General features: G+C 51.8%; 18 protein-coding genes, 1 tRNA gene and 1 pseudogene. 7 read left to right on the top strand and 13 right to left on the bottom strand.

Annotated features, from left to right (window positions below; genetic code table 11):
• Positions 1-53 precede the first annotated feature (53 nt).
• The 7 genes from ACYVIY_RS02205 to ACYVIY_RS02235 form a co-directional block, all read right to left on the bottom strand.
• On the bottom strand, positions 54-9,011 hold the full coding sequence (locus ACYVIY_RS02205) for an Ig-like domain-containing protein (RefSeq protein ID WP_460974619.1): 8,958 nt from the start codon (positions 9,009-9,011) through the stop codon (positions 54-56).
• A gap of 18 nt (positions 9,012-9,029) precedes the next feature.
• Positions 9,030-9,224, bottom strand: a complete 195-nt coding sequence (locus ACYVIY_RS02210; protein WP_460974620.1) for a hypothetical protein — start codon at positions 9,222-9,224, stop codon at positions 9,030-9,032.
• 1,052 nt (positions 9,225-10,276) lie between these two features.
• Positions 10,277-11,125, bottom strand: coding sequence for a helix-turn-helix domain-containing protein (locus ACYVIY_RS02215; protein WP_460974621.1), 849 nt, complete (start codon positions 11,123-11,125; stop codon positions 10,277-10,279).
• Positions 11,126-11,223: 98 nt separating this feature from the next.
• Complete coding sequence (locus ACYVIY_RS02220) at positions 11,224-12,129, bottom strand: alpha/beta fold hydrolase (RefSeq protein ID WP_460974622.1); 906 nt, start codon at positions 12,127-12,129, stop codon at positions 11,224-11,226.
• A gap of 147 nt (positions 12,130-12,276) precedes the next feature.
• Positions 12,277-13,206 carry a hypothetical protein gene (locus tag ACYVIY_RS02225; protein ID WP_460974623.1) on the bottom strand — a complete coding sequence of 310 codons (930 nt, stop codon included), beginning with the start codon at positions 13,204-13,206 and terminating at the stop codon, positions 12,277-12,279.
• An 84-nt stretch (positions 13,207-13,290) separates the two neighbouring features.
• Positions 13,291-13,614: a nuclear transport factor 2 family protein gene (locus ACYVIY_RS02230; RefSeq protein ID WP_460974624.1), complete on the bottom strand. Its 324-nt coding sequence runs from the start codon at positions 13,612-13,614 to the stop codon at positions 13,291-13,293.
• A 61-nt stretch (positions 13,615-13,675) separates the two neighbouring features.
• Positions 13,676-14,464, bottom strand: a complete 789-nt coding sequence (locus ACYVIY_RS02235; protein WP_460974625.1) for an SDR family oxidoreductase — start codon at positions 14,462-14,464, stop codon at positions 13,676-13,678.
• Between the two features lie 128 nt (positions 14,465-14,592).
• Between ACYVIY_RS02235 and ACYVIY_RS02240 the strand changes: the two genes are divergently transcribed.
• From ACYVIY_RS02240 to ACYVIY_RS02260, 5 genes and pseudogenes are all read left to right on the top strand, one after another.
• Complete coding sequence (locus ACYVIY_RS02240; RefSeq protein ID WP_460974626.1) at positions 14,593-14,952, top strand: winged helix-turn-helix transcriptional regulator; 360 nt, start codon at positions 14,593-14,595, stop codon at positions 14,950-14,952.
• 142 nt (positions 14,953-15,094) lie between these two features.
• Positions 15,095-15,370 carry an NAD(P)H-dependent oxidoreductase gene (locus ACYVIY_RS02245; RefSeq protein ID WP_460974628.1) on the top strand — a complete coding sequence of 92 codons (276 nt, stop codon included), beginning with the start codon at positions 15,095-15,097 and terminating at the stop codon, positions 15,368-15,370.
• A 254-nt stretch (positions 15,371-15,624) separates the two neighbouring features.
• Positions 15,625-16,134: a hypothetical protein gene (locus ACYVIY_RS02250; protein ID WP_460974629.1), complete on the top strand. Its 510-nt coding sequence runs from the start codon at positions 15,625-15,627 to the stop codon at positions 16,132-16,134.
• Positions 16,135-16,293: 159 nt separating this feature from the next.
• Entirely contained in the window at positions 16,294-16,827 is a 534-nt protein-coding gene (locus tag ACYVIY_RS02255; protein ID WP_460974630.1) for an AAA family ATPase, read from the top strand.
• Positions 16,828-16,974: 147 nt separating this feature from the next.
• Positions 16,975-17,881 (top strand): annotated as a pseudogene (locus ACYVIY_RS02260) (IS481 family transposase).
• A 121-nt stretch (positions 17,882-18,002) separates the two neighbouring features.
• Here ACYVIY_RS02260 and ACYVIY_RS02265 read toward each other — a convergent pair.
• From ACYVIY_RS02265 to ACYVIY_RS02275, 3 genes are all read right to left on the bottom strand, one after another.
• Positions 18,003-18,836 (bottom strand): SPFH domain-containing protein, encoded by an 834-nt coding sequence (locus ACYVIY_RS02265; RefSeq protein WP_460974631.1) that lies wholly within the window; start codon positions 18,834-18,836, stop codon positions 18,003-18,005.
• Complete coding sequence (locus tag ACYVIY_RS02270) at positions 18,833-19,021, bottom strand: hypothetical protein (RefSeq protein ID WP_460974632.1); 189 nt, start codon at positions 19,019-19,021, stop codon at positions 18,833-18,835. Before ACYVIY_RS02270 ends, ACYVIY_RS02265 begins: the two co-directional genes overlap by 4 nt.
• An 862-nt stretch (positions 19,022-19,883) precedes the next feature.
• Positions 19,884-19,956 (bottom strand) — tRNA-Thr (locus ACYVIY_RS02275).
• A gap of 117 nt (positions 19,957-20,073) precedes the next feature.
• Between ACYVIY_RS02275 and abc-f the strand changes: the two genes are divergently transcribed.
• Positions 20,074-22,059, top strand: coding sequence for a ribosomal protection-like ABC-F family protein (abc-f, locus tag ACYVIY_RS02280; RefSeq protein ID WP_460974633.1), 1,986 nt, complete (start codon positions 20,074-20,076; stop codon positions 22,057-22,059).
• A gap of 105 nt (positions 22,060-22,164) precedes the next feature.
• Here the strand turns inward: abc-f and ACYVIY_RS02285 are convergent, their stop codons facing one another.
• The gene (locus ACYVIY_RS02285; protein ID WP_460974634.1) at positions 22,165-22,965 is read right to left on the bottom strand and encodes a DUF3667 domain-containing protein; all 801 of its coding nucleotides are present in this window, start codon (positions 22,963-22,965) and stop codon (positions 22,165-22,167) included.
• A gap of 84 nt (positions 22,966-23,049) precedes the next feature.
• The gene (locus ACYVIY_RS02290; RefSeq protein WP_460974635.1) at positions 23,050-23,952 is read right to left on the bottom strand and encodes a bestrophin family protein; all 903 of its coding nucleotides are present in this window, start codon (positions 23,950-23,952) and stop codon (positions 23,050-23,052) included.
• Positions 23,953-24,053: 101 nt separating this feature from the next.
• On the opposite strand from ACYVIY_RS02290, the gene ACYVIY_RS02295 reads away from it, so the two are divergent.
• Positions 24,054-25,355 (top strand): type IX secretion system plug protein, encoded by a 1,302-nt coding sequence (locus ACYVIY_RS02295; protein ID WP_460974636.1) that lies wholly within the window; start codon positions 24,054-24,056, stop codon positions 25,353-25,355.
• 161 nt (positions 25,356-25,516) lie between these two features.
• On the opposite strand, the gene ychF is transcribed toward ACYVIY_RS02295, so the two are convergent.
• Positions 25,517-26,617: a redox-regulated ATPase YchF gene (gene ychF / locus ACYVIY_RS02300; protein ID WP_460974637.1), complete on the bottom strand. Its 1,101-nt coding sequence runs from the start codon at positions 26,615-26,617 to the stop codon at positions 25,517-25,519.
• Between the last annotated feature and the right edge of the window lie 177 nt (positions 26,618-26,794).

The raw sequence follows: 26,794 nt of genomic DNA on the forward strand, positions 1-26,794 counted from the left end.
TGGATTTAGTGCCTGAGTAAGCCCGTAGCACAGGCTCACTCAGGCGGTTTTAGTTAAGGTAATTGTTCGCGAATGGTGAAGAACGAGACCCGTAGGCTGTTGCCGGGGTGGTTCTTGACGACGTTCTGATAGATATATTCAACATCATTGCCTGTGCCCTGTAAGACGGCCTGCCCATCCAGATTCACATCCACGACCGTATAGCCCCGCAGCTTATAGAACGGTGTCTTTAAACCGTTGCCCGGTGCGTTGATGACCTGCTGATAGATCTGGTTCGCATCGTTGTTGGAACCCTGGTAGATGATCAGGTTCCGTGGACTCGTGGCGTTGTTATCGGCGAAGGCATTGCCCGCCCACATGGCCACGCCCTGTTCCACAATCACCTGCGCCTGATCAACCGTCACCTGCGTGTAACTGCTGGTGTTGGTGGTGGTGTAGGTCGGCGTGTTGAGGTTGGTAAAGTCTATCGTGATCGGCGTTGGCGACAACGGTAAGGCGGTCTGGCTCATCACGCCCAAGTGGTTGCGGTGGCGGACCGCTACGTAGTAGTTACCCGTCAGCGATTGGCTGAAGATCACGGGCGATACGCCGTCAACGTCAACAACATCGCCATCGCGCTGGAGCAGAGCCGCCCGGCTGTCGACAATGATCGAGGGGTTACCCGCTGCGCGTAGTTCTACGAAGACCCAGTCGACAATGGCGTTGTCGCCCGTAACGTTCATCACGCCGGGTGCCATAGTCGCAACGGGGGTGATCGGGTTGAGCAGCGCGTACGGCTGACTGGCCGGTATCAGACCCAATTCTCGGAGGTCGTCCCGCATCAGGTTCGAACCAGTTACTCCAAACAACGCACCCTGTAAATATACCCTGGGCGATACCGCCACCAGTTGAGGCAGGGGCTGCACTAGTACGGATACCGAAGCGGTGGTACATTCGCCCCCGGTGTTGCATACCGAATACGTAAAGCTGGCTGGTCCTATAAAGCCGGCTGCGGGCGTGTACGTATAACTGCCGGTAGGCGACATTACGACCGTACCATCAGCAGGTTGCCCCGTTGAGAACGTTAACGGAAGGCCTTGTGGATCGGTATCGTTGGCGCTGACGGTGCCTACGCCCGGCGTGTTGATACGGGTCAGCAGAACATCGTCAATGGCATTCGGGGCCAGCGTTGTGCCGGCGGGCGGGGTTGCCAGCACGTTGATGCTGACGGTCGCCGTAGCGCACAGCGCAGGTGATGCCCGATCGCAGACCTGATACCCGAAACTGACCACGCCCGTGAAGCCAGTCGGTGGCGTAAAGGTGATGGTACCGTTTGCATTCACCACGGCCGTTCCCTGGGCTGGCTGACCGATGATCGTTGGGTTCGCCAACTGCCCACTCAGGCCGGTAGCCGAATCGGGGTCGGTATCGTTGGCCAGCACCGCAATCGTTACGGGCGTATCCCGGATCGTCTTCGCATTGTCATTATTGGCTACAGGAGCCGCATCACCCAGTGCCGGGTCCGGAATCACATTGATACTGATGCAGGATGTAGCGCTGAGCCCGGCCGAGTTACTGACTACGTAGCAGAAGCCCGCAGTTCCCGTGAAGCCCGTTGGCGGGGTATATGTATAGCTGCCGTCGGGAGCAAGTGTTACCGTGCCGATGGCGGGTGGCGACGCGAGCGAAGCGGTTAGCGGTAAGCCCTGCGGATCGATGTCGTTGGTCAGTACATTGCCCGTTACCGGCGTGTTTGGCCGTGTGTTGGCAATGTCGGGCGTAGCGACAGGCACTAACCCTACGACCGTAATAACGGCAACCGCATTGGTACAGGTCGCGGGCGTGAGTTGGTCACAAAGCTGATACGCGATCGTATAGGAGCCGGGTACCGTGTTCGGAGCTACGCTGACTGTGCCCGTTGCGGGGTCGAGCGTAATGCCGGGTGGATAAGTGCCGATTTGAGAAATCGTCGCGTTCCCACCAGGACCTAGCGTCGCGGACAGGCCGTTGACCTGATCGTTTGCTGCTACGTTCGGTATTGCTACGCCACCGGTGGCTAGTGCGCTACCCGCGTCGGTACCCGCAGTGCTGAGGGCGGTGACCGTCAGCGAAACGACTGCAGACGTACACGTAGCCGGCGTAAGCCGATCGCAGAGCTGATACGCTACTGTATATGAACCTGGTGCGGTACCCTGGGCTACACTGATGCTGCCCGTGGTGGGGTCCAGGGTAATGCCGATGGGATACGTACCAATTTCCGCTACAATCGCATTACCATTTGGTCCTAGGGTAGCGGGCAGGCCATTGACGATGTCGTTGGCAGTTACGTTGGCGACAGCTGTGCCGCCCGTACCCGCGCTGACCAGACCCTCATCCGGGCTGGCTGCGCTGCTGGCCGTTACTTCAATACTTACTGAAGCAGTCGCACAGGTTACGGGCGTAAGCCGATCGCAGAGCTGGTAAACGACCGTATAGCTTCCCGGCGTGGTACCCTGCGCCACATTGATGCTACCTGTGGCGGGGTCGAGGGTAATGCCCGGCGGATATGTGCCAACCTGTGCCAGGGTCGCATTGCCATTCGGTCCCAGCGTAGCAGGCTGCCCATTAACGATATCATCGGCGGCTACGTTGACGACGGCCGTACCACCCATGCTCGCTCCACTCGCACCTGCATCGATATTCGCTACCACAGAGGGGGTGACCGTAACGGTGACCAGCCCGGTAGCGCAGGTAGTAGTGCCCAAGGTGGAACATAGCGAGTAAACCAGGGAATAAGAACCCGGTGTTGTCCCTTGCGCGACGCTCACACTGCCGGTTGTCGTATTGAGCGTGATACCCGGCGAGCCGCTGCTGACCAGACTCAGGCTAGAGTTGACCGCATCGGCGAATAAACCATTAACGATATCGTTAACGCGTACGTTGGTAACCGCTATCCCACCCGTACCGGCCGAGACGCTACCACCATCAGGTATAACCGAGATGGTCGGCGTAACGGTGATAGCGACCGTTGCGTTGGCGCAGGTTGCCGGTGTAAGCTGATCACAGACCTGATACGTGACCGTATAGTTGCCTGGTGTGGTGCCTACGGCTACGTCAATACTACCGGTTGTCGTATTGAGTGTGATGCCAGTTGGATAGAAACCTATGGCGGCTACGGTCGCATTACCACCAGTACCCAAGGTGGCCGGTACGCCATTGACTATATCATTGGCTACTACGTTGGCGACGGCCGTACCGCCGGTGCCCGCACTTGCTGTACCCGCATCAGGGTTCGCTTGTATAGACGCCGTTACGGTTACGGTGGCTAAGCCGGTTGTACAGGTGACCGGGGTGAGCTGATCGCAAAGCTGATAGGCGACGGTGTACGAACCTGGCGTGGTTCCCTGCGCCACGCTGATGCTACCCGTGGCGGGGTCGAGGGTAATACCCGGTGGATACGTACCAACCTGGGCCAGAGTCGCGTTGCTGCCTAACGTAGCCGGTACGCCATTCACTACATCATTGGTCACTATGTTGCCTATCGCCGTACCACCGGTACCGGCACTCGCCGTACCTGCATCGGCATTCGCTACTACAGAGGGGGTGACCGTAACGGTGACTACGCCGGTCGTACAGGTGGTAGTGCCCAGGGTAGAGCATAGCGAATAAACCAGCGAGTACGAGCCGGGTGCGGTACCCTGCGCTACACTCACACTACCCGTGGTGGTGTTGAGCGTAATACTTGGTGAGTCACTACTGACCAGGCTCAGGCTGGAGTTAGCCGAAGTAGCCGGTAAACCATTGACGATGTCGTTGGTCCGCACGTTGGCCACGGCTGTTCCGCCCGTACCTGCACTTGCCGTACCGGCGTCTGGGGCTGCGGTGATGGTTGGGGTAACAGTAATGGTTACGGTCGCCGTAGCGCAGGTTGCGGGCGTAAGCCGATCACAGAGTTGATAGCCTACTGTGTAACTGCCGGGCGTAGTGCCCACTGCTACGTTGACTATGCCCGTAGCAGGGTCTAGCGTAATCCCAGTGGGGTAGGTGCCGATCTGAGAAATCGTTGCATTGCCGGGTCCATCTAATGTAGGAGCTACTCCATTGACTAGATCATTAGCCACTACGTTGGCGACGGCCGTACCACCCGTTCCTGCCGAGACCGTACCCGCGTCCGGCGCGGCTGTTACGCTGGCGGTGACGGTAATGGTAACCAAGCCGGTCGTACAAGTGGTAGTGCCCAGGGTAGAGCATAGCGAATAAACCAGTGAGTACGAGCCCGGCGCGGTGCCTTGCGCAACACTGACGCTGCCCGTAGTGGGATCGAGGGTGATACTGGGTGAGCCACTGCTAACCAAACTCAGGCTCGAGTTAGCCGAGGTGGCGGGTTGACCGTTGACTACATCGTTAGCTCGCACGTTGGCCACCGCCGTACCACCTGTGCCAGCGCTTATCGTACCCGCATCGGGACTGGCCGTAACACTGGCTGTGACGGTGACAGTGACCAGGCCGGTGGTACAGGTGGTGGTGCCTAGTGTGGAACACAGCGAATAAACTAGTGAGTACGAACCCGGCGTAGTGCCCACTGCTACGCTGACACTACCCGTAGTGGGGTCAAGGGTGATGCCCGGTGAGCCACTGCTAACCAGGCTCAAGCTGGAGTTAGCTGAAGTGGCGGGTAAGCCATTAACTACATCGTTGGCTCGCACGTTGGCAACTGTGGTGCCACCCGTACCAGCCGAGACTGTACCGGCATCCGGTGCTGCGGTTACAGAGGGGGTGACCGTAATAGTAACCAAACCAGTGGTACAGGTGGTGCTACCTAGCGTAGAGCATAAGGAGTAGACTAGTGAGTAAGAGCCTGGCGTAGTGCCTTGCGCTACGCTCACGCTACCCGTAATAGTGTTGAGGGTGATACCCGGTGAGCCGCTGCTAACTAGGCTCAGGCTCGAGTTAGCCGACGTAGCGGGCTGACCATTGACGATGTCGTTAGCCCGCACGTTGGCGACGGCCGTACCGCCGGTGCCCGCACTTACCGTACCCGCATCGGGGCTGGCCGTAACGCTAGCTGTAACCGTAATGGTGACTACGCCGGTCGTACAGGTAGTGGTGCCCAGCGTAGAGCACAGGGAATAAACCAGTGAGTACGAACCGGGGGTGGTGCCCACCGCTACACTCACACTGCCCGTGGTGGTGTTGAGCGTAATACCTGGAGAACCACTGCTAACCAAGCTCAGACTTGAATTGGCAGAAGTGGCAGGTTGACCATTCACTACATCGTTAGCTCGCACGTTGGCCACCGCCGTACCACCTGTGCCAGCGCTTACCGTACCGGCATCCGGCGCAGCTGTTACGCTGGCGGTGACCGTGATGGTAACCAGTCCGGTAGTGCAGGTGGTAGTGCCTAGTGTAGAACACAGCGAGTAAACCAGCGAATAGGAGCCCGGCGTAGTACCCACCGCTACACTCACACTACCCGTGGCGGGGTCGAGGGTGATGCCGGGTGATCCACTGCTGACCAGGCTCAGGCTCGAGTTAGCCGAGGTGGCGGGTTGACCGTTGACTACATCGTTAGCCCGCACGTTGGCAACTGCGGTACCACCCGTTCCTGCTGAAGCCGTACCCGCATCGGGACTGGCTGTCACGCTAGCTGTAACCGTAATGGTGACTAAACCGGTGGTGCAGGTGGTAGTGCCCAGGGTAGAACACAGGGAATAAACCAGTGAGTACGAACCGGGTGTGGTACCCTGTGCGACGCTGACACTACCCGTAGTGGGGTCAAGGGTGATGCCGGGTGATCCACTGCTAACCAGGCTTAGACTTGAATTGGTCGAAGTGGCGGGTAATCCATTGACCACATCATTAGCCCGTACATTGGCGACGGCCGTACCGCCGGTACCTGCACTTGCCGTACCGGCGTCTGGGGCTGCGGTGATGGTTGGTGTAACAGTAATGGTCACTGTCGCCGTGGCGCAGGTTGCGGGCGTGAGTCGATCACAGAGTTGATAGCCTACCGTATAACTGCCCGGTGTGGTTCCCACTGCTACGCTCACACTACCCGTGGTGGGGTTGAGGGTAATGCCGGTGGGGTAGGTGCCGATCTGAGCGATGGTCGCGTTACCCGGCCCGGTTAACGTAGCCGGTAATGTATTGACTACATCGTTAGCCACTACGTTGGCTACCGCCGTGCCACCCGTGCCTGCTGACACTGTACCGGCGTCTGGAGCCGCCGTTACTGTAGAGCCGACTGGGACGGTGAGTGTAGTTACGTTATTGGTTACGCTGATTTCGGATGTAATGGATACAATATGCGTAAACGTCAATGACGTTCCAGCTGTAGCGGCTCCGGGCGTAACCGGCACAGCATAGGTCGTGCTGGACCCAGCGGTAAGTGTCGCTGAACTGGTACACGTAACGTTCGACCCTGCGGTGACGCAGGCAAACCCATTACTCGTAAATGTGGCCGGGGCCGCTACATTATCCGGTATAATTAGTGTGGTTGTGATGGGGCCGGTTGAGGTGGCTGTGCCCACGTTACTGACGCTAATGGGTAACGTACTGGTTCGGCCCGGCAGAAGCGAAGGAGCAGGCTGCCCAATTGAGGCTGTCAGGTCGGCCAAACCGATCACCGTGACTGGCGATGAACACGACCCTGTTCCCTGCGGAGAGCTAACCGTCAATGACCGGGTTCCAAGCGGGCCCGAGCCATCGTAGGCAATCGGAATCGACAGGGCCGTCTGACTGGTAATCAGTGTCGTGGTAACCGACACGGGTATTGACGTGAACCCCGGACCGGTGACCGAAGCGACCACAATCTGACCCTCGCGGGTTGTCGTGATCGGAATGGTCAGCACGCCGGTCGACGGGGTGCCAATGACAAACGTACCGGCAATGGTGGCGTTGGCACAAATACCGTACGTAAAGGCACCTTCTTTAATGCGCCAGAGCACTTGTGAGCCATTAGCCGGGTAAGCCGTCAGCGGATTTGTTATGCCCGCGTTTGCAGGGCCAAACGCTCCTGTATTTGTGTCTGTCTTCGGATTATCGTTCAGACCATCTCCATCAACGTCAGTGCCTGTATTAGTTCCTGTAAAACTTCCGACCAGGGTTATGTTTGCTTCGTTGGTATCTGTTTTTGTATCGTTATCGCTGTCTAGATCAAGATAATCAGGATTGTCGGCGGCATCAGTATTTACCGGCGTCAGCCCATTGGTGGCCGAATAGGATGTAGGAAGCCCGGAGGCCGTAACCGTCGTACTCGGTACGATGTATCCGGCCGTGGTTTGGGCTTCAATGTTATCAGGAATACCGTCGCCGTCTGAATCTAGGTCGAGTGCGTTCGCAATGCCATCGCCGTCTGCATCGGCCAGCACACCCTCCGTATCATCCAGGATGCCATCGTTGTCATCGTCTATATCATTGGCATTGGCCACGCCATCACCGTCGGTATCCAGTACCGGTACGCAGTCTGGGTTTGGATCGAAGGCAAGAGCCGCGTTCCCATCGAAATTGAAGCCTGCGCCCTGAGCTACTGCTTCATTCCCGGTTTTTGTGTAGGTAATATCAAAATAAGACAACCCCACAAAGTTGATCGATACCGCGAATGTGGGTGAAAACCCGCTTGTATTCTGGTTTTGATTCTGGGTTCCCTCGAACCGGCGGAAGGTTCCTCCATTGATTGTGTTGACTGTGGTAGGGTTGTTCAGTTTGTAAGAGTACAGGGTAGAGTTAGGCACCTCAATACCTTCGAGTCGGTTAAGTGTGCTGCCGTCGGTTATTCTGTCAAGATCGCCGACGATGAATGAACCTTGGAACGGCACCGGTGCGCTTGTCGTTGAGTTTACGACTGTCCAGCGGACGGTTGCTCTGGCATTAGCACCATATAAGAGAACAAGAGCTTCGGTTCCGGTTGTGGAAAAATTTACAGGACTGGTTGTTGTTACAGGGTTTGCAGTACCGACGGTATTAGTACTAGTTAAAGAGAGTACGGTAGCAACAATGTCAACCGATTGACCGCTTATGGTGGCGACATTACGGTACCTGGCCACTTTAGACGTTCCTGAACCTGACTGGGTTAAATTGGCCTGATTAAATGTGAACACTGTAAAGCCGCTTTGTCCGGGTACAGGACAGGCCGCTACCCGAACGCCGACCGTCGCTGAAGCGGTGGTCGTACAGCCATTGAAATCCGTTACCGTTACGCTGTAGGTTCCCGTCGTTACGCCGGTTAGGTTCTGCGTAGTGGCTCCGTTACTCCAGCGATACGTATAGGGTGACCGCCCGCCCGACACGCTAAGGGTCACGGCACCATCGGCCGCTGCTGAACTACTGGCGTTTGTGGGGTTGGCTGTGGCCGTTAAGTCGCTATACTGAACAAAGGGGAAATACACCGCCGTGCTCGATACCAGACTAACGACGCTGGCAATGCGAATCTGTACTTCGTCGAAGTTTTGAGTCGTTACGAATCCTACGGCGAGCTGTCCTGTGCCCGATAACGGTAGGTTCAGCAGAGACGATGAGGTCGATGCTTCTTGAAGTGTACCGTTCAGGAACGTCCGGATGGTAATCGAGGCTAACAGATTTGTACCCAGAGCGCTGTTATTAGCTATAATAAAACCAGCAATGGATCCTCCTGTAAAGACGGTGGAGCCCCCGTTCTGATTGGCATTAACCGAAATCTGCCCACCACTACCCACACCTAATACGGAGCTGATCGTCGCCGTATTGGTTAGGTTCGCATCCACGACGGCTGTGGTGGATGATACGTTACCCGCGCCGACACCCAGGAAACCGCCAATTCCGCCGGTGCGGCTGCTAACGCCAGCATTCGGAAAGTTGTTAACGGTCAGCGTTCGGAAGTTACAGGGGGTGGTTTGCGCCAGTGCCGTACGGTCGGTACCAACGAAAAACAGGGCCAGTGCGCCAAGCATCATAGCAAGTCGACCGGTCCACGCCCATTGCGTTTCGGCTAGAGGTGTTCCCGACTTCCAGAAAACGCTTCGCCGAAGGAAGCGTAGTAGGTCGGGACTAATGATAGAGTAAACGGTTAACTTCATATAAAGATCGTATGAGTATTACTTCGTTCTACGTAGTGTAAGTTGCTGGTTCATCTCCTGCTTAGGAATGTCGAAGGAGACACCTGGCTGGCTCATCAACTGAAGCCAATGAGCGGCAATGCCAATAGCTGATCGGTAGCGAACAGGGTTGGCTGTGCGACCATCAGCCAGGACGGCTCTCGGTTTTTCTGATGAAATTTTTGGGAGGCCCACGTAGCTGAATTGCTTTCTGCGTTGTGTCGGCGAAGAGCTACGAAGAGCGGGGCCTTAATCCAGCCTCTCAACCCGACTTTTGGTGGGGCAACGCTGGTTATTCGGTATGACGTTTCTGATTGAGTGTATGGGGATACGTATCTCAATAAAAAGTTTCCTAAAGCTATAAATAAGGTAACAATGATCATGGCGAGATGAAGTCTATTCCTTCAATTCATCCGCCTTACAAAAACGCTGCTAACCTTGTCGGAGATGGTAAAAAAAGCTGCAAATGGATAAAAAATAGGCTGATCTCAACGAAAGGACAGCAGTTGAGGGTGCTCTACAAATGAAAAGTTGCCGTTAACAATTTGTATACCAAATTTGCCAGAATATCGTAGAATTATAATTCCTCTATTGAGGAAATTGACTAATGTGCATACTTAGCTTATGGATAACGTGATCGCTTTGTAAAGGAATTTAATTAATATATGGCAATAATTAACTATAATCGCTAGGAAGTATCAATTTTACCAGAGTGTGTTGACAATCAGTTGAACAAAATATAAGCCGATGCTAACCAGATAAAGTTGGCAAAGCTCAGGGCGGTTTTCTCATAGCGAGTGGCTACCTGCCAGTACTGCTTGAGCTTATTGAAATGGCGTTCTACTTTGTTACCATCCTTGTATAAGTTTTTGTCAAGTTGCCGCTCAACTAATCGATTCTTTTCGGATAGGATGACGACTTCTGTATTCGTCTGCTCCAGTCAGTCGATCAACTTATTGGCATTATAGCCCCGATCCGCCAGTATCGCATCTGTCTCATAGCCAACCAATAAACCCTGGGCTTGGGTGATATCGGCCCGCTGTCCCACAACCCATTACGGAGTATTGAGCTCTATAGGTAAATAACCCGGTAGAGGAATAGGGTATCTCTTGGAAAGAGCGTTTTTTGAGAAATTGCCAAAAGTCGATTTTCACTAACCTAGGTTATACCTTCTTTTGGAGGATCGAACTGTCTTAAAAAATGGCTTACAAATGTTCACCCTCTTCTCAGCAGAGCAAAAACGGTTCTCAACGGAAAAAGTTGGCTCTGAAACTGGAGGGTGATTCGCCTGTTTTGGCCATAAACAGCCTACTGAAATACGCCGGGTCGTCATAGCCCAGTTCGTAAGCAATTTCCTTGGCCGTCAGGCCGGTATGGACCAGCAGTCGTTTGGCTTCCAGGATAATCCGATTCTTGATTACCTCGTTGGGCTGGGGCAGCCCCAGACGGTTGAATTTGTGCGTGATGGTTTTGGGTGCCATGCAGAGAAAATCGGCGTAGTCGGCCACCGTGTGCTTGGCTTTATAATGCTCGTCTACCAGGCGGGTAAACTTGCGAAAAAATTCCAGATCACTTTGCTGGTCGGTTACGGCCTTGTCCAGATGCTGCTTTTTCCAAGCGCGCGTCGCCCGGATCAGCAGTTGTTTAAGATACGTTCGGACCATTTCCTCCAGCGAGCTGTCATTGAGCCGGAATTCCTGGATCATTTCCCGGAACAGGTATCCTAAAAAAGCGACGTCATCTTCCGAAGCTTCCACTTTGGGCATGTTCCGGATATTGTTGAACAGCAGTCCATCGCAGGCCACTTCCTGATCATGGATCTGAATGCAGTAAAAATCGCGATTGTAGAAAATGAAATAGCCGCTTTCATCGCCCGCTACTTCCAGCTTCAGGTATTGATTGGGACTAACGAAGAAAAGGGTCGGCTGCTGCGTGACGTAACTCGTAAAGTCTACCCGAAGTGTATAGCCAGCAGGCAGATAGAGGATTTTGATATAGGGTTTATAGTCAGGCCCGTTTATGGCGACGGTTTGTTGTTGATCAACAGGCAGCAATCCCAACGTCCTTACATTCTGGCTGAATACAGTTGATCCCATGACTATATACGCTTGTAAATGAGTAGTCCCTTTCTTAACAAAAAAACGAAATACCTGGAAAGCCCGTCGTGGCTTTCCAGGTACGATCGTGCAGTTAACTAACTTCTGGCGAATTTTTCCAGTTCGGCGTTGAACTTATCCCGTTCTTCCAAAAACAGCCCATGCCCGCTTTTCTCAAATTTTACCAGGTAGGAACCCTTTATGCCTTTCTGCAATTGTTCTGACAGGGCGAAATCACATAATTTGTCGTTTACACCGTGAAATAACGCGACGGGAATCTTGATTTTAGACAACTCAGGACGCAGGTCCAGGTCACGCAGGGCGGTGATAGCCTGGGTAGTCGCATAGGGCGATGCATCCAGGTTGATACTTTCCAGCCACTTGATCGATTCTGGCGAAAGTCCACCTTCCTGCCCTTCAAAGGCTTTGCCGAAACCGGCTACCAGTTGCTCCCGGTTGGTTTTGGTTTGCTGGATTAGATCCGCTGCGCCCTGATCAGAGATGCCGTATGGATAGCCATCCCGTTGTTTCCACGATGGGCCGGTGGCACCGAATAACGCTAGTTTGCTGATATGTGCAGCGTTATACTTCGTTACGTAGTGCAGCGTTACGGCACTTCCCATCGAAAAACCACCAAGCACGGCATTTTCAATTTTCAGTTTTTCCAGCACCACTTTAATATCGTCGGAGAACGTATCGAAATCATATTTTCCATAGGGTCGGTCGGATTTGCCGAATCCCCGGAGCGAAATACCGATGACTCGGAACCCCTTTTCAACCAGATACTGATATTGGTATTCATACATCGCATTGTTGAGCGGCCATCCGTGAATAAGCACTACGGGCTGTCCCTGCCCCAGGTCGACTACGTGGAGTTTCACGTTTTTTTCTACTTCGATGTATTCCTCCCGTCCGGCGGATGCGGGCTTGCGCGTTTGGGCAATCAGTACTTGCGTTTGGATAAAAGTCAAAATAAGTCCGATAGTCAGTGCAATGGTTTTCATATCAACAGTGTATTTTTAGTTGAAAGCTAACCCGCTAACTGTTAGCAGGTTGTCGTTGAATTCGACAATGCAAAGTTGGCAGGAGAAACGGCGCGGGAGAATGGATAAAAAGCCAAGCGCCTTGTACATTTTTCCCGACAAGCTAATTTACCTGGCGTAGAAGGTTGCTAGCTGGTCTACTCGCCGTCTGACCAGTACGTTTTTCATCGGCTCGAACCGGGCCAGCTCGACATTGTCTTTCGTAACCACTACGTAAAATGGCTGCTTCAACTTGGCCGTAAGGTGATAGATCGTCGCCAGTTCGGCAATGTCTTCAGACCAGGCTGCCATACCATACAAAGACGCAAAGGGCGTCTTCGCCAGTTTTTGATACACATTCGGCGCCCGGCTGATCGACAGGGGGCGACCGCTTCGGAAACGGGTTTGTTCCAACAACGAATCCAGGTAGCGATTGTCGGGCTTGTTCATCGTACGCCAGATACCATTCGTAAACCGGGTGGGTTCAACGACTGCCTGAGGTGCGGAGGGGTGTGGCGTAAGTTCGGTCACTACGTCGACGATGTGGGTAGCCTCGTGCATCAGTACGTAGATAATGGCATCCAGGTTGCCCCCTTCTACACGTACGGAATAGGAAGTTGTATCCGAAGGCTCAAAACACGTAGCTTCTTTCCAGGTCGCCCATTCTGAAATCGTCTGATCCAGTAAGCCCGCCCGAAACGTAATATTGAACCTCTTTGACAAACCCCCTGAATCAACGGGTGACGTTAAGGCCGTGTTGGGCATATTATCCATAAAGCTGATGCTGTGCAGATGCTGCTTCAAGATGCGCTGATGCAAAGGGGGCAACAGCGCAAACGCATGGCTCACCTTTTCTTTTTGAACTCGTGTCAACGGGTGGTTAACGGGCTGCATTCCGGCTTCGCGGAATAGGCTAAAGACATTCTCGGGCGCGATTTGAATGCGTTGAAACAAGGCGGTTGTATCCATGCGGCCCTGCTTCTGTGCCCACCCAGCCGACGAGAAAAGCAGGATTAACAAACTAGAAATCGGGAAAGAAAGTCGGTACGTTACGATCATGTTGACTAGTTTAGGTTTGATGGTTCATGGATTGGCAGGAATACCCATAAACGTGTATTCCTGCCAATCGCACGCGGTGGTCGTTTACGCGGTGAAGCGTAATGAGCGGATCAATGAATCGTCCAGCTCAAGGTGGTAGTGCATCACCGCTGGGCTTCCCGGAAAGGTTCCAGTTACATCCACGGTCAGAATAGCCGATGAACCCGTTTGCTGATAATCAATCGGTTTGGTCTGCATTTGATACGTTTCAGTTGCCTGCTGAATCCATTGCTTTATTTCGGCTTTGCCCGAATAGGTATGCCCTTCATCGGCAACGGTAGCGTTGTCTGTAAAATAGTCCGTAAATCTAGCGAAGTCCTGTTCGTTTTGTGCCTGCACAAATCCTTCGATCATGGCGGGTAGTTTCATGGTTGTGTCTTTTCGGTTTGATTAGTGATGATTGTTTCCAAAAATGGGTGGCTATCCATATTTAAATCGTTGGAATTGTTCCTCCGTCAATCACGAATTCTGTTCCACTCAGGTAGTTCGCTCGCGGTGAGGCCAGGAACCCGACAAGTTCCGCGACCTCTTCGGGCTCTGCCGGTCGACCGGCCGGTATGCCCCCCAAAGCATCCATAACACTTTGGCGTGCCTGGTCAATGGAACTGTTTGAACTCTGAGCGATTCGTTCCAAAAATTTTTTGGTATTCTCCGTATTGATCCATCCTGGAGAAACGGTCAGTACCCGCACACCTTTGGCCGTAACCTCTTTCGATAACCCCTTGCTGTAATTGATCAGTCCAGCTTTAGCAGCCGCATAGGGAAGCGTTGCCTCATATAAGGGATGCCGACCCTGGATGGACGCAATGTGAATAATCACACCTGCACCGCGTTGGACCATGCCGGGTAAAAAACCACGATCCAGCCGCACGGGGGCTAACAGATTCGTTTGAATCGTTGATTCCCAATCGTTGTCGGACAGCACGGCAAACCCGCCACCTGGCGTTTCTGAACTCCCCAGGTTATTGATCAGGATATCCAGCTGGCCAAACTCACACAGTAGTTGATCGACTACCTGCTGAGTTCCTTCCGGTTTGCTCAGATCGGCCGCTATAAAATGAAGACGATCGGTTTGCTCTTCCGGCTTATTTCTGGCGGTGACGATCACGGTGGCTCCTGCTTTCAACAGGCGATCAGCGATTGCTTTGCCTGCGCCTTTCGTGCCACCCGTTACCAGCGCGATCTTACCGGCCAGTTCATTTTCAAGATTGAAGTCCATACTGTTGCGCTTTTGGTTAGGACAAAATTCGGCAGTATGGTAGGGGCTGACAAGTACGGACTTACGATTCAGATAGGGATAAATTTGTCCCTATTGAACCGCCAACGGTATAAGGTTATCTTTGTCGGATGTACGAACGAAAGACATTACCCGAATTGAACTGTGGTCTCGACCTAATCGGTGAGGTGCTTTACGGGAAGTGGAAAATACGCCTGTTATGGTTTATCCACCAGGGCTTTCAACGCCCCAGTGAGCTGCAACGGAAAATTCCGGGAGCTTCCCGGCGGGTGCTGAATGTGCAGTTGAAGGAGCTGGAAAGTCACGAGTTAGTGGGAAAAGTAATTTATCCGGTTGTCCCGCCCAAAGTGGAATATTACCTGACCGATTTTGGCAAATCACTCATACCCGTCATTGGCACCATCGGGCAGTGGGGCGACCAGCATGAGGAACGTTTACGAGCACTTATTTTAAAGAACATACAGCCTTAGCCTTTATACTATAAATTCAAGGGTGGGAGGACGTGAACTGTCCGCAACACCACTTTTAAGCGTTGCTTACCAAATTCTAGCCATGTGTATCAAATCTAACTAGACTGATTCTTATCGTACTATCTCACGAATCAAGGCCTCATTGTCAATAGTATACAACCTTATTGTTTTTCAAACCCCGGCGGTTTGGTTTGCCTTACCGTCGAACTTTAAGCAATATATCGATGAGGTGTATACGTATGGCGTATTTTTCGGCCGCACCGGCGCATATGGCTGTGGTGGCTTGCTGGCCGGCAAGCAGTATATGCTCTCGATGACCCGGAATGCAATAGCGACCTATTTCGGTTGTGTTTCGGGCTTTTTAGAGGAACACTCCCTCGACGATGTATTGATTGCCTTCCATCTAACCCAACAGTAGGTGGAGCTCCTACCCCTTGCCAGTTTCTCAGAACATAATGTGGTCTAAAATCCCGCCCCCATCCGCTCAGTATACCATTTGTGACGCTATCTTGATCGGTACGTAACAAAAACTAATCCTTGGGAAACAGAGAATAATGGGCAATCTGTTAAAACAGGACGGATAGCTTACTCAAGCTCTTCACTTTCTGTGGCAATCAACCAAAAACTACCCGGGTAGTTTGAGGATTAACCAATCTTACAACTGTCAAACGAATGTCTACTCCAACTTTACTTGAAACGAACTTACCCGCGGAAACATCTTCCGTTGCTGATTTTGACTTTTTACTGGGGAAGTGGATAATCCATAATCGGAAGCTGAAAACACGACTAGCCAACAGCGATGAATGGTTCGAGTTTAGCGCTATCGGAGAAATGCGTAAAATTCTCAACGGATTGGGTAATATTGATTCCTTTATCACTACGGCAGGCCATCCTCCTTTTGAGGGCATGGCACTACGGATCTTCAATCCGCAAACCCGCTTGTGGAGTATTCACTGGGCGGACAGTATTCGCGCTTCGTTAGATGCCCCCATCTTGGGTTCATTCCAAGGCGACATGGGCCTGTTTCAGGGGGATGATACCTATGAGGGGCAGTCAATCCGTATTCGATTCGAGTGGGATAAAACCGATCCTACCAAGCCTGTATGGCGACAGGCTTTTTCAGCAGATGAGGGGCAAACCTGGGAATGGAACTGGTATATGTACTTTCAGCGATTCGACTAAAGTTGTTTACTTTCCGCCCCATCGGTTCGGAGAGGAACATGTTGCCGAGTTGAAGCGGTCGTCGGCGCGGATAAACCCTTATTCGGGTACTAGGTTACAAGGACTTGACGACGAGCAGGCTGTCAGGACCGATTTTATTTAAACACGCGATTGGGTACTATGGGCCTGAAAAACTATTTGATCGAAGGCGTTTCCGGTACCGGTAAAACCACCGTGGCCCAGGAACTGCGACGGCGCAATTTCCACGTTATCGATGGTGATCTGGAATTAGCCTATCGAGGCTATCCCCAGACGGGTAAACCCCTGAGTGAGCCCGACCACCAGCGGGCCCTGGATCATCCTGAATGGGGACAAAAGCACTGGCTTTGGGATGTTAACAAGGTTAAATCGGTGATCAGCGATCACCGTGTGCCCATTTCCTTCCTATGCGGTGGTTCAAGAAATTTTAGTCAGTTTATTGATTTATTAGACGGCGTTTTTATCCTGGATGTCCCTGACCTGGACACGTTGCTTAGGCGAATCGATGAGCGCGTGGCCCGGGACCCAACGGATTGGGGAGCCAAACCCGAGGAAAAGGCGCTCATTGCCCGCCTGCATGCCACCAAAGAAGATACCCCGACCCGCGGTGTGTTTATCGATGCGACTGCGCCGATCGCTCAGGTAGTGGATGAAATTTTGTCCAACTGCACCTAATGACTTGCTTTCTGACTTAGGTTACTCCTACAAAACTTGTATAGTCCCAGAGTGTAATGATGTACTTTCACCTCACAAACTTCGTAATAGTTTACGGGACGACTACTTCACGGCAGCACCCGCGCTACGGCGCTAGTACGAGCAGCTATCCAACGTAGCTAGGAAATTCTATCGACCTCAGCCAGACGGATAATATCAACCGCATCGGCGGACCGCTCAAAACGGTAATCAAATGGCGCAAACGTACTATACTGACTGATGTCTCCATGGGACCGAGGCCCGCTTCTGCGATGCTTACTCCTCAGCAAGAAGCCATCGCCGTAGCCTTCTGTCAGCAACCCTGCTAGCTCTCGATGACTGCCTGTATGCGCTGCAAGCAACCATACCGCAGCTTTCACGCTCAGCGCTGCATCAGTGTTTTCAAAGACACGGTATTAGCCGTTTACCACTTACGGCCAAGAAACAAGTTCAGAAAAAGAAATTTGAAGACTACCCCATTGGCTATTTGCACATTGATTTTGCTGAAGTCTATACCCAGCAAGGCAAGTCCTACCTGTTTGTAGCCGCTGATCGCACCAGCAAACTAGCCTTTACTCAACTCTATCCACGGGCTATTAAACTCATAGCCGCCGATTTTCTGCGACGGGTGCTGGCTTACTTTTCCTACAAAATCCATAAAGTACTGACTGACAATGGTATTCAATTTGGCAACATGGCCCATCAAGCTAAAACCATTCGCCATATTTTTGACCGTGTTCGCCAGGAGCATGGGATTGACCATCGCTTTACCAAGCCTGCCCATCCTTGGACTAACGGTCAAGTTGAGCGGATGAACCGTACGATCAAAGAAGCCATTGTGTACCGCTACTACTATCAAACGAGCGAGGGGTTAACCCGACATCTACAAGCTTTTCTCTTGGCTTATAACCATGCTATACGATTGAAGACCTTAAAGGGATTAACCCCACACGAGTTTGTCTGTGCTCAGTGGCAAGCAAAACCAACTATTTTCACTCGTGATCCAACCCATCACACTTTGGGACTATACATCTAGTATCAAACAGCTAGGACTGTCTTCATCAGACGAATCATTTATTGGTCAGACTCATAGTACGCCAAATACGAAACAGCCCGACGTGAGTAGCGTCGGGCTGTTTTGCATTGGGTCAACTTACTTATTTCGGTAGCTGGACCAGGGTATTCGTACCAGTGCCTAACTGCGTAGTGGGCAGTTGTCCGTTCCACTTTTTAATCCATTCCTGCTGAACCAGCAGGGGCGTTAAGGTCTTCTGCTTTAGTTCGTTGGCTCTCGCTTCGGCTTCGGCTTCAATAATTCGGGCTCTGGCAATACCCGTAGCTTTTGTGACGGCTATTTCGGCACTTGCCTTTTCGGCCGCAACCTGATTGTTGAGTCGAAGGGCGTTCTGCACGGCCGTATTCTTGGCGTCGATCATCGCCTGCAAGGATTCGGGCGGGGTCAGGTTAGACGTAATGTTCTCAAACACAAATCCGTCGCTGGATAGGGCTTTCTGCAACTTAGCTTCTACCTGATCTTCAAAGGCAACGCGGTTGTTTACCAGCGAATCCGGAGTAAAGGTATTCGCTACGTCGCGGTACGAATTATAGACAATAGTACGTAAGATGTTGTTCTCGATGTCGGGCAATTCTTTCCGATATTTGCGGTAGACGTTTGCCGCCTGCCCACGCTGCAAATGATAGTTCAGCGTCGGGTCGATCTTGAACAGCGTGCCTCCTTTGGCACTAACCGTAAACGGGTCGTAATCTTTCGTTTGGGTGAAGGTCGGGTACTGTTCAATGAACGACGTCAGGGGGTTGTAAAATTGCCAACCCGTTACGTTCTCGATATCGTTAGCGCCCCGGTCGGAGCCGATTTTACTAACTTTTATACCTTCGTGACTGGCATCGATAGTCGTGCAGCCAATGACAGTTTGGGACAGAATAAACATAAAGACCAGGGCAACGCCTGACCAGATAAGAATTGACTTCATTGTTTAAAGGGGTTTTTGGTAAAGGCTTTGGTTTTAACGGCAATCCAGACATAGACAACAGCTAACAGCCCTGCCACAACGAGCAGATAGTCACTGGGCTGATTCAAAAGCCAGAACATGGCCTCAAGGCAAATTACAGTAAAAACGACAAAGGCGAATACAAGTAAGATTCCTTCGATGCGCATAGTTTACATTGGGTTCACACATCGTCCTAGTTGACGACGTGCAACAGTACTAGTTTTCTCGGTAATGCCGAATGGCTGCTCCTTGCACGCAAGGCATTGGGCGAGACTCAGAGACGCTAACGGCAGGCAAATTGAATAAGGAGAACGCTTTTTTCGCAAAACATCTATATGGAAGGTCGTTTTCGAAGGCCGAGTTGCGTACCGGACTGACCAAATCGTTTCTGTTTTTTCAATTTTCACTACGTTCTTACTGGTACAGGCCGCCCGCTCCTGTCTTTACCCCTTGCACTGCAACGACAGCGTAACTGAGCGGGCGCACAGTACGTAACAACAGGGTAGGCCATGGGCGCATCGAAAGGAAACAGAATTACAGTGATTTTATGACTGACGGACGTGTACTGTTCGAAACCCGACTTAGCTATTGTGCCGGTTACATTCACGTGTTTACGGGTGGTGTTAAACAAATGGTCTTTCAGCACCCAAGCAAAAGCGGCCGATAACTACATTTCAGTGGCATATGCATAATTACGGTGTCTACGTAATGTAAATTTTGTTTCATAAGCTTTGCTCTGCTAAGAGTTTAGTCGAACCTGGCGATGAGTATGAATTACATCTGTACAAGTGGAGAAATGGAGGACAGACTTATCGGATAAAATCGTCTTCTTAATTAGGTACTATAAAGAAAAAGAGGCTGATCAGTTATCGAAGCGACTTTCACGCTAAAACTGATTAGCCTCAATTTAAATAGAACTCCTACGGGATTCGAACGGCAGCGGCCGACCGTCTGCGACCTACGTATTACGAAGGCGTCGCTCAACCCGCTAATATGCAAAAACCCCAAACTTATCAGTTTGGGGTTTTGAGCCTCCTACGGGATTCGAACCTGCGACCTACGCATTACGAATGCGTCGCTCTACCAGCTGAGCTAAGGAGGCTTTACGTTGTCGGCAGACGGCCATTTGTCTGTTGGTGTCCCCGAAACTGGGTGCAAATATAATTGGTCCGAATTTAATAACGCAAGTATATGTTATCAATTTGGTAAATTTGCGTCCATGATTTCCATTACAAACCTCTCGTACTATCTCGGTAGCCGGGCTCTCTATGAAAATGCCTCGCTCCATATCAAGCCTAACCAAAAAATCGGTCTGATTGGTCTGAATGGCACCGGTAAGTCGACACTGCTGCGCATTATCAACGGTGAATACCAGATCGATGGCGGTACTATCTCGAAAGCGGGTGACGTAACAATTGGCTTCCTCAACCAGGACCTGCTGTCGTACCAGACCGATGATTCGATCCTGTCTGTGGCGATGCAGGCGTTTGCCCGGCAGAATGAACTGCAAAAGCAGATTGACGAGCTGCTCCACGAAATGGAGACCAACTACCGCGACGAACTGGTCGATAAACTCGGTAAAGTACAGGAAGAGTTTGATGCCCTCGACGGCTATACGGTCCAGTCGAAAGCAGAGGAAATCCTGGAAGGTCTTGGCTTTTCAACCGAAGATCTACATCATCCCTTAAAGCAGTTTTCGGGCGGCTGGCGGATGCGCGTTATGCTGGCTAAACTGCTGTTGCAGAAGCCGTCGCTGCTGATGCTCGATGAGCCCACTAACCACTTGGACTTACCGTCGATCCAGTGGGTTGAAAAATATATACAGACGTACGAAGGGGCTGTGATTGTCGTATCGCATGATCGCGAGTTCCTGGATAACGTCATTGATATAACGGTGGAGGTGGCTGGGGCAAAGCTCAATTATTACCCCGGTAATTATTCGTTCTATCTGGAAGAGAAGGCGCTACGTAACGAAATTCAGAAAGGTGCGTACGAAAATCAGCAGGCTAAGATTCGGCAGACGGAGCGCTTCATTGAGCGGTTTAAAGCCAAAGCCACCAAGGCCAAGCAAGCCCAGAGCCGCGTAAAGCAACTGGCTCGTATGGAATTGGTTGATGCCGTCATCGACGAAACGGCGCGGGTGAACTTCAAGTTTCAGTTCTCTACCCAGCCGGGTCGGCACATCCTGCACCTCGACGACATCACGAAGCATTACGGGCCCAAGCGCATCCTGACTCATGCGGATATCCGGCTCGAACGGGGTGATAAGGTGGCCCTGATTGGGGCTAACGGCCGGGGTAAGTCTACGTTGCTACGGATCATTTCGGGGTCGGAACCGCTCAACGAAGGGCGCCGGCAACTGGGTCATAACGTATCGTTCAGCTTTTATGCGCAGCACCAATTGGAGTCGCTAAACGTAGATGACAGCCTGCTGGAAGAGCTTAAACACGCGAACCCGACCAAAACGGAAGGCGAATTGCGCGGGGTGCTGGGCTGTTTTCTGTTCTCGAACGACGAAGTATTCAAAAAGATCAAGGTTCTGTCCGGCGGTGAAAAATCGCGAGTGGCGCTGGCCAAGGTCTTGCTCTCCCAGGCGAACTTCCTGCTCCTTGATGAGCCGACGAACCACTTAGACATGCAGTCGGTGAATATTCTGATTCAGGCGCTCGAACAGTACGAAGGTACCTACGTAGTCGTTTCGCACGACCGGTACTTTGTGTCGCAGATCGCCAACAAAATCTGGTACATCGAGGACGAACAGATTAAGGAGTATCCGGGCACCTACGATGAATACGAATGGTGGATGGAAGAACGGAAAGAGCAGGGACTGGATAAGAAACCCGCTGAGAGTTCGAAGCTTCAGTCGGTATTGCCGCCGACCGTTACCAATGGCCATTCGGTGAACGGAAACGGGCAGAAACTGACCAACGGACGTGCTACAGATGAAGAACGGAAGGAGTGGCAGAAAACGCTGAAAAAACTAACGCAGCAGGCCGAAGAAGCCGAAACGCAGATCAGTCAGTTGGAGAGCCGCAAGAAGAAGTTGGAAGCCGAGCTTGCCGATCCAACTACGTATGGTGATAGTCGTAAGATGCAGGCCAAAAATGAAGAGTATAATCAGGTGTCGAAACAACTCGACCAGCTTCAGTCACAGTGGGAAACGGCCATGCTGGAAGCTGAAGAGTGGGAAAAGAAGTTAGCATAGGGTAACCCTACAATCAAAAGCGCCTAGGACCTTAAACGTCTTGGGCGCTTTTTTGTAAAGTAAATTAAGATTGCTGACGTCAGGCTCCGTTACGTATTGAGCGCTTTAGCCAAACAGAATATACAGGTAAACCCCTCCGCCCGATACCACAACCCAGCTAACGAGGGCGAGCAAGGTAGCTGCGCTGGTTTTGAGGTACTGAATGGGCCGGTGGTACTGGAGAAACTGGTAGTAGGCAACGCTTAAGTAAAGCAACTGAAAAAACAGCAGCATCCGGTTCAGGTAGGGCAGATACGCACTCAGCAAGAGACCTAAGGCCAGCGTTAACAGAACACTGACCAGTGAGAAAAAGCTGGAGAAAAACACATTCGCGACCAGATGTTCAGCGTAATTGATGCCTGAACGCCGGAAACACAGCCAGAATACAAAAGCGAACACCGGAATGGCTACCAAGCCGACGATGTTAATATGCTTTTCGATAAACGTAGTGGCGGCTCGCCGACGCTCGAAATACGGTTGTGAGGCTTTGGGAATCGTTGGCGACACCTGCTGCCGGGTCGACGTAGCGGATTGGGTAGAACGGCCGGTATAGGGTTTGATAAAACTGTTGACGGTGATGTTCAGGCCAAGCACCAGCAGCAGGAACGTGAAGGGGTTGAAGTACTTTTTGCGCTTGCCTTCCAAAGCGTACTCTCGTGCGGCAACACCCGGCCGTGTAACCAAGTCTTTGGTCAGTTTCAGTACCCCCTTGTCGGCATGGGTAAATGCGTGAAAAACTTCGTGAAATATATGCGGTAGATTGAAGCGGTGGATATGCGTATCCTGGCCACAGCCGGGGCAGTAGCTGAACGTAGTCTCTAGATTAGCCGTACAGTTCGGGCAGGTCTTCACAGATGTCAGGGTCATAGCCGGAGCGCGAGGAAGTTCTGTACGCAAAATACAAATTATGCCCGTACTGCCTAAAAATCTGTTCGTTATCGTTACGTTGCCTTAACGGGTTGCCGTCAGTACCGTCGGTTTGATAGCCTGTGAAACGGTTTGCTGAATGCCTTTGCAGATCGTGTCAATTGGCAAGTCGTTGGCATCGTTACCGAATGGATTCTCGATTTCTTCCGCAATAATCTCAAGGCTGGCCAGGACGTAAAATACAAACATGACAAACGGGATGACCAGATAATGCAGGTTCGATACGTAGCCGATGGGTAACGTACTGCAATAGATAAAGATGAACTTCTTGATGAACGACGTGTAGGAGTAAGGGATTGGGGTGTTTCGAATGCGTTCGCAGGCCCCGCAAATGTCCATCAGCGACTGAATCTCCGCGTTGACCAGCAGTAAGTGCTCGGGTAGTAAGATACCCCGTCGTTGCAGTTCATTTACTTTGCCGAAGATGGCATTGGCGATTTGCTGAGGAATGTGTTCATTCAACTGCAAGTCGGCGTAGGTAAATGTATCGGTTTCGACAAATTCCTGTTGCAATGGCTGGTGCCGCAAATGTTGCTTAAGGGCAAAGGCGAAGTTTGGAATCATTACCCGGAAAAAATGAAGCTCGCTAGCCTGCTCCGGACCGAGTAACTGCTGAAGCTTTAAGGCTAAATTCCGGCTGTTATTAACCAGCGATCCCCATAGTTTCCGGCCTTCCCACCAGCGGTCATACGCAGTATTCGTGCGGAACACCAGCAGCATGGAAATCACAAAACTTAGTAAAGTATGCAGCAGCGAAAGATTCTTCAGATAAGGGTTTTCCGAGTAGCCAAGCTGTTCGATAACGTGAACGATGATGAATGAATAGACCGCAATGGCGAATATAACCGGCGACAATTTACGTACTGTATCGGCCCGGTTGAAGGCAATCAGAACCCGAAACCACTCTTTAGGATTGTAGTCTACCATAGTAATTTTAAATTCGCTGAAAACGCAATCTTACGGATTTTGCGCAACTATACCGATGCATTTACGTTTACTAACCGTTTTCCAGACGAAAAATCTCCTGAATGATTAACTACCGCCAACTGCTTCTTTTTGTTAGTGTAAGCCTATTGACCGGACGGGTATACGCCCAGCAGCAACCGCAGCCGATTGACCAGATTTATGATCCGCAGGTGCAAACAGTATTACTATTTCCGCAGGTTGGCCAAAACCCGAACGATCCGTCGCTAACCCTTAATCCGCCCGTTGTTTCACTCGATGAGCAGGTGCCGCTACAACTCGAATTTGACGATCTGACGGCGAATTACCGGTCATTTCGGGCCCGACTACTTCACTGTAACGCGGATTGGCAACGGTCGGTACTTAACGACATCGAGTTTACCTACGAGTACAACGATAACCCAATTACGGACTACCAGGTATCGATCAATACAAAAATTCCCTATTACCATTACCGGTTCACACTCCCGCGGGTGAAGCTGCCGGGGAACTACCTGCTCATTGTATATGACGAGCGTAACCGCAATAATATTATCCTGACCCGTCGGTTTATGACGTATCAGAACCGCGTAACGGTGGGCGCAGCGGTGCGTTTTTCCACGGACCCATCGCGGCAGTTCAGCGATCAGCAGATTGACATGACCCTTGACTACCGCGGGTATCAGGTGATTTCGCCCCAGGATGATTTTCGGGTCGTTATTCGGCAGAATTACCGTGACGACCGCGAGATACGGGGCCTGCGGCCTACGAACGTGCGGGCGTTCGACCAGGTGCTGGAATATCGACTTGTGGATTTGAGTAATACGATGCCCGGTGGCAATGAGTTTCGGTTCTTCGATACGCGGACGGTCTTATCACGCGCGAACTACATCGAACGTATTGAGCGGCCTGCCGACCGAAACATTGCCTATGTGCAGGTGGATCAGCCACGCAGCCGGGGGGCCTACATCCAAAGCGACGATTTCAACGGGCAATACGTAATCGATCACCGCGAAACCGGCAACGGGGCAACGAACGGCGACTATATCGAAACCATTTTTACACTCCGAACCGCCGAAGTGCCAGGCGCTACTGTATACGTGAACGGCGCGTTCAATCTCTGGCGATTAGACGACCGGAACCGCATGACGTTCGATCCGGCACTGGGGGCGTATCAGGCTTCCATTCTGCTGAAGCAGGGTATCTACAATTACGATTACATTCTTCAATCCACCAGCCAGCCCCAGAAAGTGGACGAGAATTACGTAGAAGGCAGTTACTCGTCGACCGAGAACGACTACGAAGTGTTTGTGTACCACCGCCCCCCAGCCGCCCGCGCCGATCAGTTGGTTGCCTACAGACGGGTAGGGGTGAACAAGCGGAAGTGATTGGTTTTTACGTATGAGTCGCTTTTTTGTCATCCCGGCGGCCCGGTCCTGTCGTCGGGATGACAAATTTCCGTTATAAGTTAACCTTTAATGGAGCATATATAGTGCTTAGAGCGGGCCCTTCGGCTAACTACTGCACCCACTTCATTACGTTCACCAAACTAGGCGCTGTGCAGAAACTCCATAATATCACCGTCCTGCACGATGTATTCTTTGCCTTCCACGGCGAGTTTACCCGCTTCGCGCACACCGGCTTCGGTTTTGAACTGCACGAAGTCGGGTAGTTTCATCACCTGCGCCCGAATGAACTTCTTCTCAAAGTCGGAGTGAATAACGCCCGCAGCCTGGGGGGCTTTCCAGCCCTGGTGGATCGTCCAGGCGCGAACTTCCTTAACCCCGGCCGTAAAGTACGTAATGAGCCCCAGCAGACGGTACGACGCTTTGATGAGCTTGCTAAGCCCTGATTCCGTCAGGCCGTATTCGCCGAGGAACATTTCCCGTTCTTCGGGGTCTTCGATCTCGGCGATCTGTGACTCGATACCCGCGCTGATCACAATGACCTCAGCGCCTTCGTCTTTAACGGCCTCACGTAACGTATCGGAATAGGCATTACCGTTCGGCAGTGACCCTTCGTCCACATTGGCTACATAAATGACGGGCTTGATAGTCAGCAGCGATATATCGCCGATGGCGGCCTCGCGATCTTCGGGTGAGATTTGCACCGTACGGGCGCTTTTACCGGCCTCCAGCGCGGCTTTGTACTGCTTCAGGATTTCCAGCTCGGCTTTTGCTTTAGCATCGCCCACCTGAGCCGCTTTCGCAATCCGCTGAATCTTTTTGTCGACCGACTCCAAATCCTTTAGTTGTAGTTCAGCGTCGATAATTTCTTTGTCGAAGACCGGATTTACTTTGCCTTCAACGTGAACGATGTTTTCGTCTTCGAAGCAGCGAATGACGTGCACAATGGCGTCGACTTCGCGGATATTCGCCAGGAATTTGTTACCCAATCCCGCTCCCTGGCTAGCGCCTTTCACCAGCCCCGCAATGTCAACGAACTCGATGATCGTCGGCACAACGCGCTGCGGCTTCACCAGCGTTTCGAGCGTATCCAGCCGCTCATCAGGTACGGTTACCACACCGACGTTCGGTTCTATGGTGCAGAATGGATAATTGGCCGCTTCAGCCTTTCCACTCGAAATTGCATTAAATAAGGTCGATTTACCGACGTTCGGCAACCCTACGATTCCACATTGTAAGCCCATATATCAATGAGCGAAAGAGTGAATGAGTGAATGAGCGAAAGACCGGATCATCCCGGATGGTGAATTGCCACTACATGCCTATTCACCGGTTCACTCATTCACTCGTTCGGTCTTTCACTCTTTTAAGTTTTCACAAATTTACAACCCCGACGGCGGACCACAAAAAAAGCCTTCGGC

The organism is Spirosoma knui (genome assembly GCF_054780635.1).

Bases quoted from the DNA above. Each gene is read 5' to 3' on its own strand.
- abc-f (WP_460974633.1), top strand. From the start codon at position 20,074: ATGATTTCCATTACAAACCTCTCGTACTATCTCGGTAGCCGGGCTCTC.
- ACYVIY_RS02215 (WP_460974621.1), bottom strand. From the start codon at position 11,125: ATGGGATCAACTGTATTCAGCCAGAATGTAAGGACGTTGGGATTGCTG.
- ACYVIY_RS02240 (WP_460974626.1), top strand. From the start codon at position 14,593: ATGTACGAACGAAAGACATTACCCGAATTGAACTGTGGTCTCGACCTA.
- ACYVIY_RS02285 (WP_460974634.1), bottom strand. From the start codon at position 22,965: ATGACCCTGACATCTGTGAAGACCTGCCCGAACTGTACGGCTAATCTA.
- ACYVIY_RS02205 (WP_460974619.1), bottom strand. From the start codon at position 9,011: ATGAAGTTAACCGTTTACTCTATCATTAGTCCCGACCTACTACGCTTC.
- ACYVIY_RS02235 (WP_460974625.1), bottom strand. From the start codon at position 14,464: ATGGACTTCAATCTTGAAAATGAACTGGCCGGTAAGATCGCGCTGGTA.
- ACYVIY_RS02290 (WP_460974635.1), bottom strand. From the start codon at position 23,952: ATGGTAGACTACAATCCTAAAGAGTGGTTTCGGGTTCTGATTGCCTTC.
- ACYVIY_RS02220 (WP_460974622.1), bottom strand. From the start codon at position 12,129: ATGAAAACCATTGCACTGACTATCGGACTTATTTTGACTTTTATCCAA.
- ACYVIY_RS02250 (WP_460974629.1), top strand. From the start codon at position 15,625: ATGTCTACTCCAACTTTACTTGAAACGAACTTACCCGCGGAAACATCT.
- ACYVIY_RS02265 (WP_460974631.1), bottom strand. From the start codon at position 18,836: ATGAAGTCAATTCTTATCTGGTCAGGCGTTGCCCTGGTCTTTATGTTT.
- ACYVIY_RS02230 (WP_460974624.1), bottom strand. From the start codon at position 13,614: ATGAAACTACCCGCCATGATCGAAGGATTTGTGCAGGCACAAAACGAA.
- ychF (WP_460974637.1), bottom strand. From the start codon at position 26,617: ATGGGCTTACAATGTGGAATCGTAGGGTTGCCGAACGTCGGTAAATCG.
- ACYVIY_RS02255 (WP_460974630.1), top strand. From the start codon at position 16,294: ATGGGCCTGAAAAACTATTTGATCGAAGGCGTTTCCGGTACCGGTAAA.
- ACYVIY_RS02270 (WP_460974632.1), bottom strand. From the start codon at position 19,021: ATGCGCATCGAAGGAATCTTACTTGTATTCGCCTTTGTCGTTTTTACT.
- ACYVIY_RS02225 (WP_460974623.1), bottom strand. From the start codon at position 13,206: ATGATCGTAACGTACCGACTTTCTTTCCCGATTTCTAGTTTGTTAATC.
- ACYVIY_RS02295 (WP_460974636.1), top strand. From the start codon at position 24,054: ATGATTAACTACCGCCAACTGCTTCTTTTTGTTAGTGTAAGCCTATTG.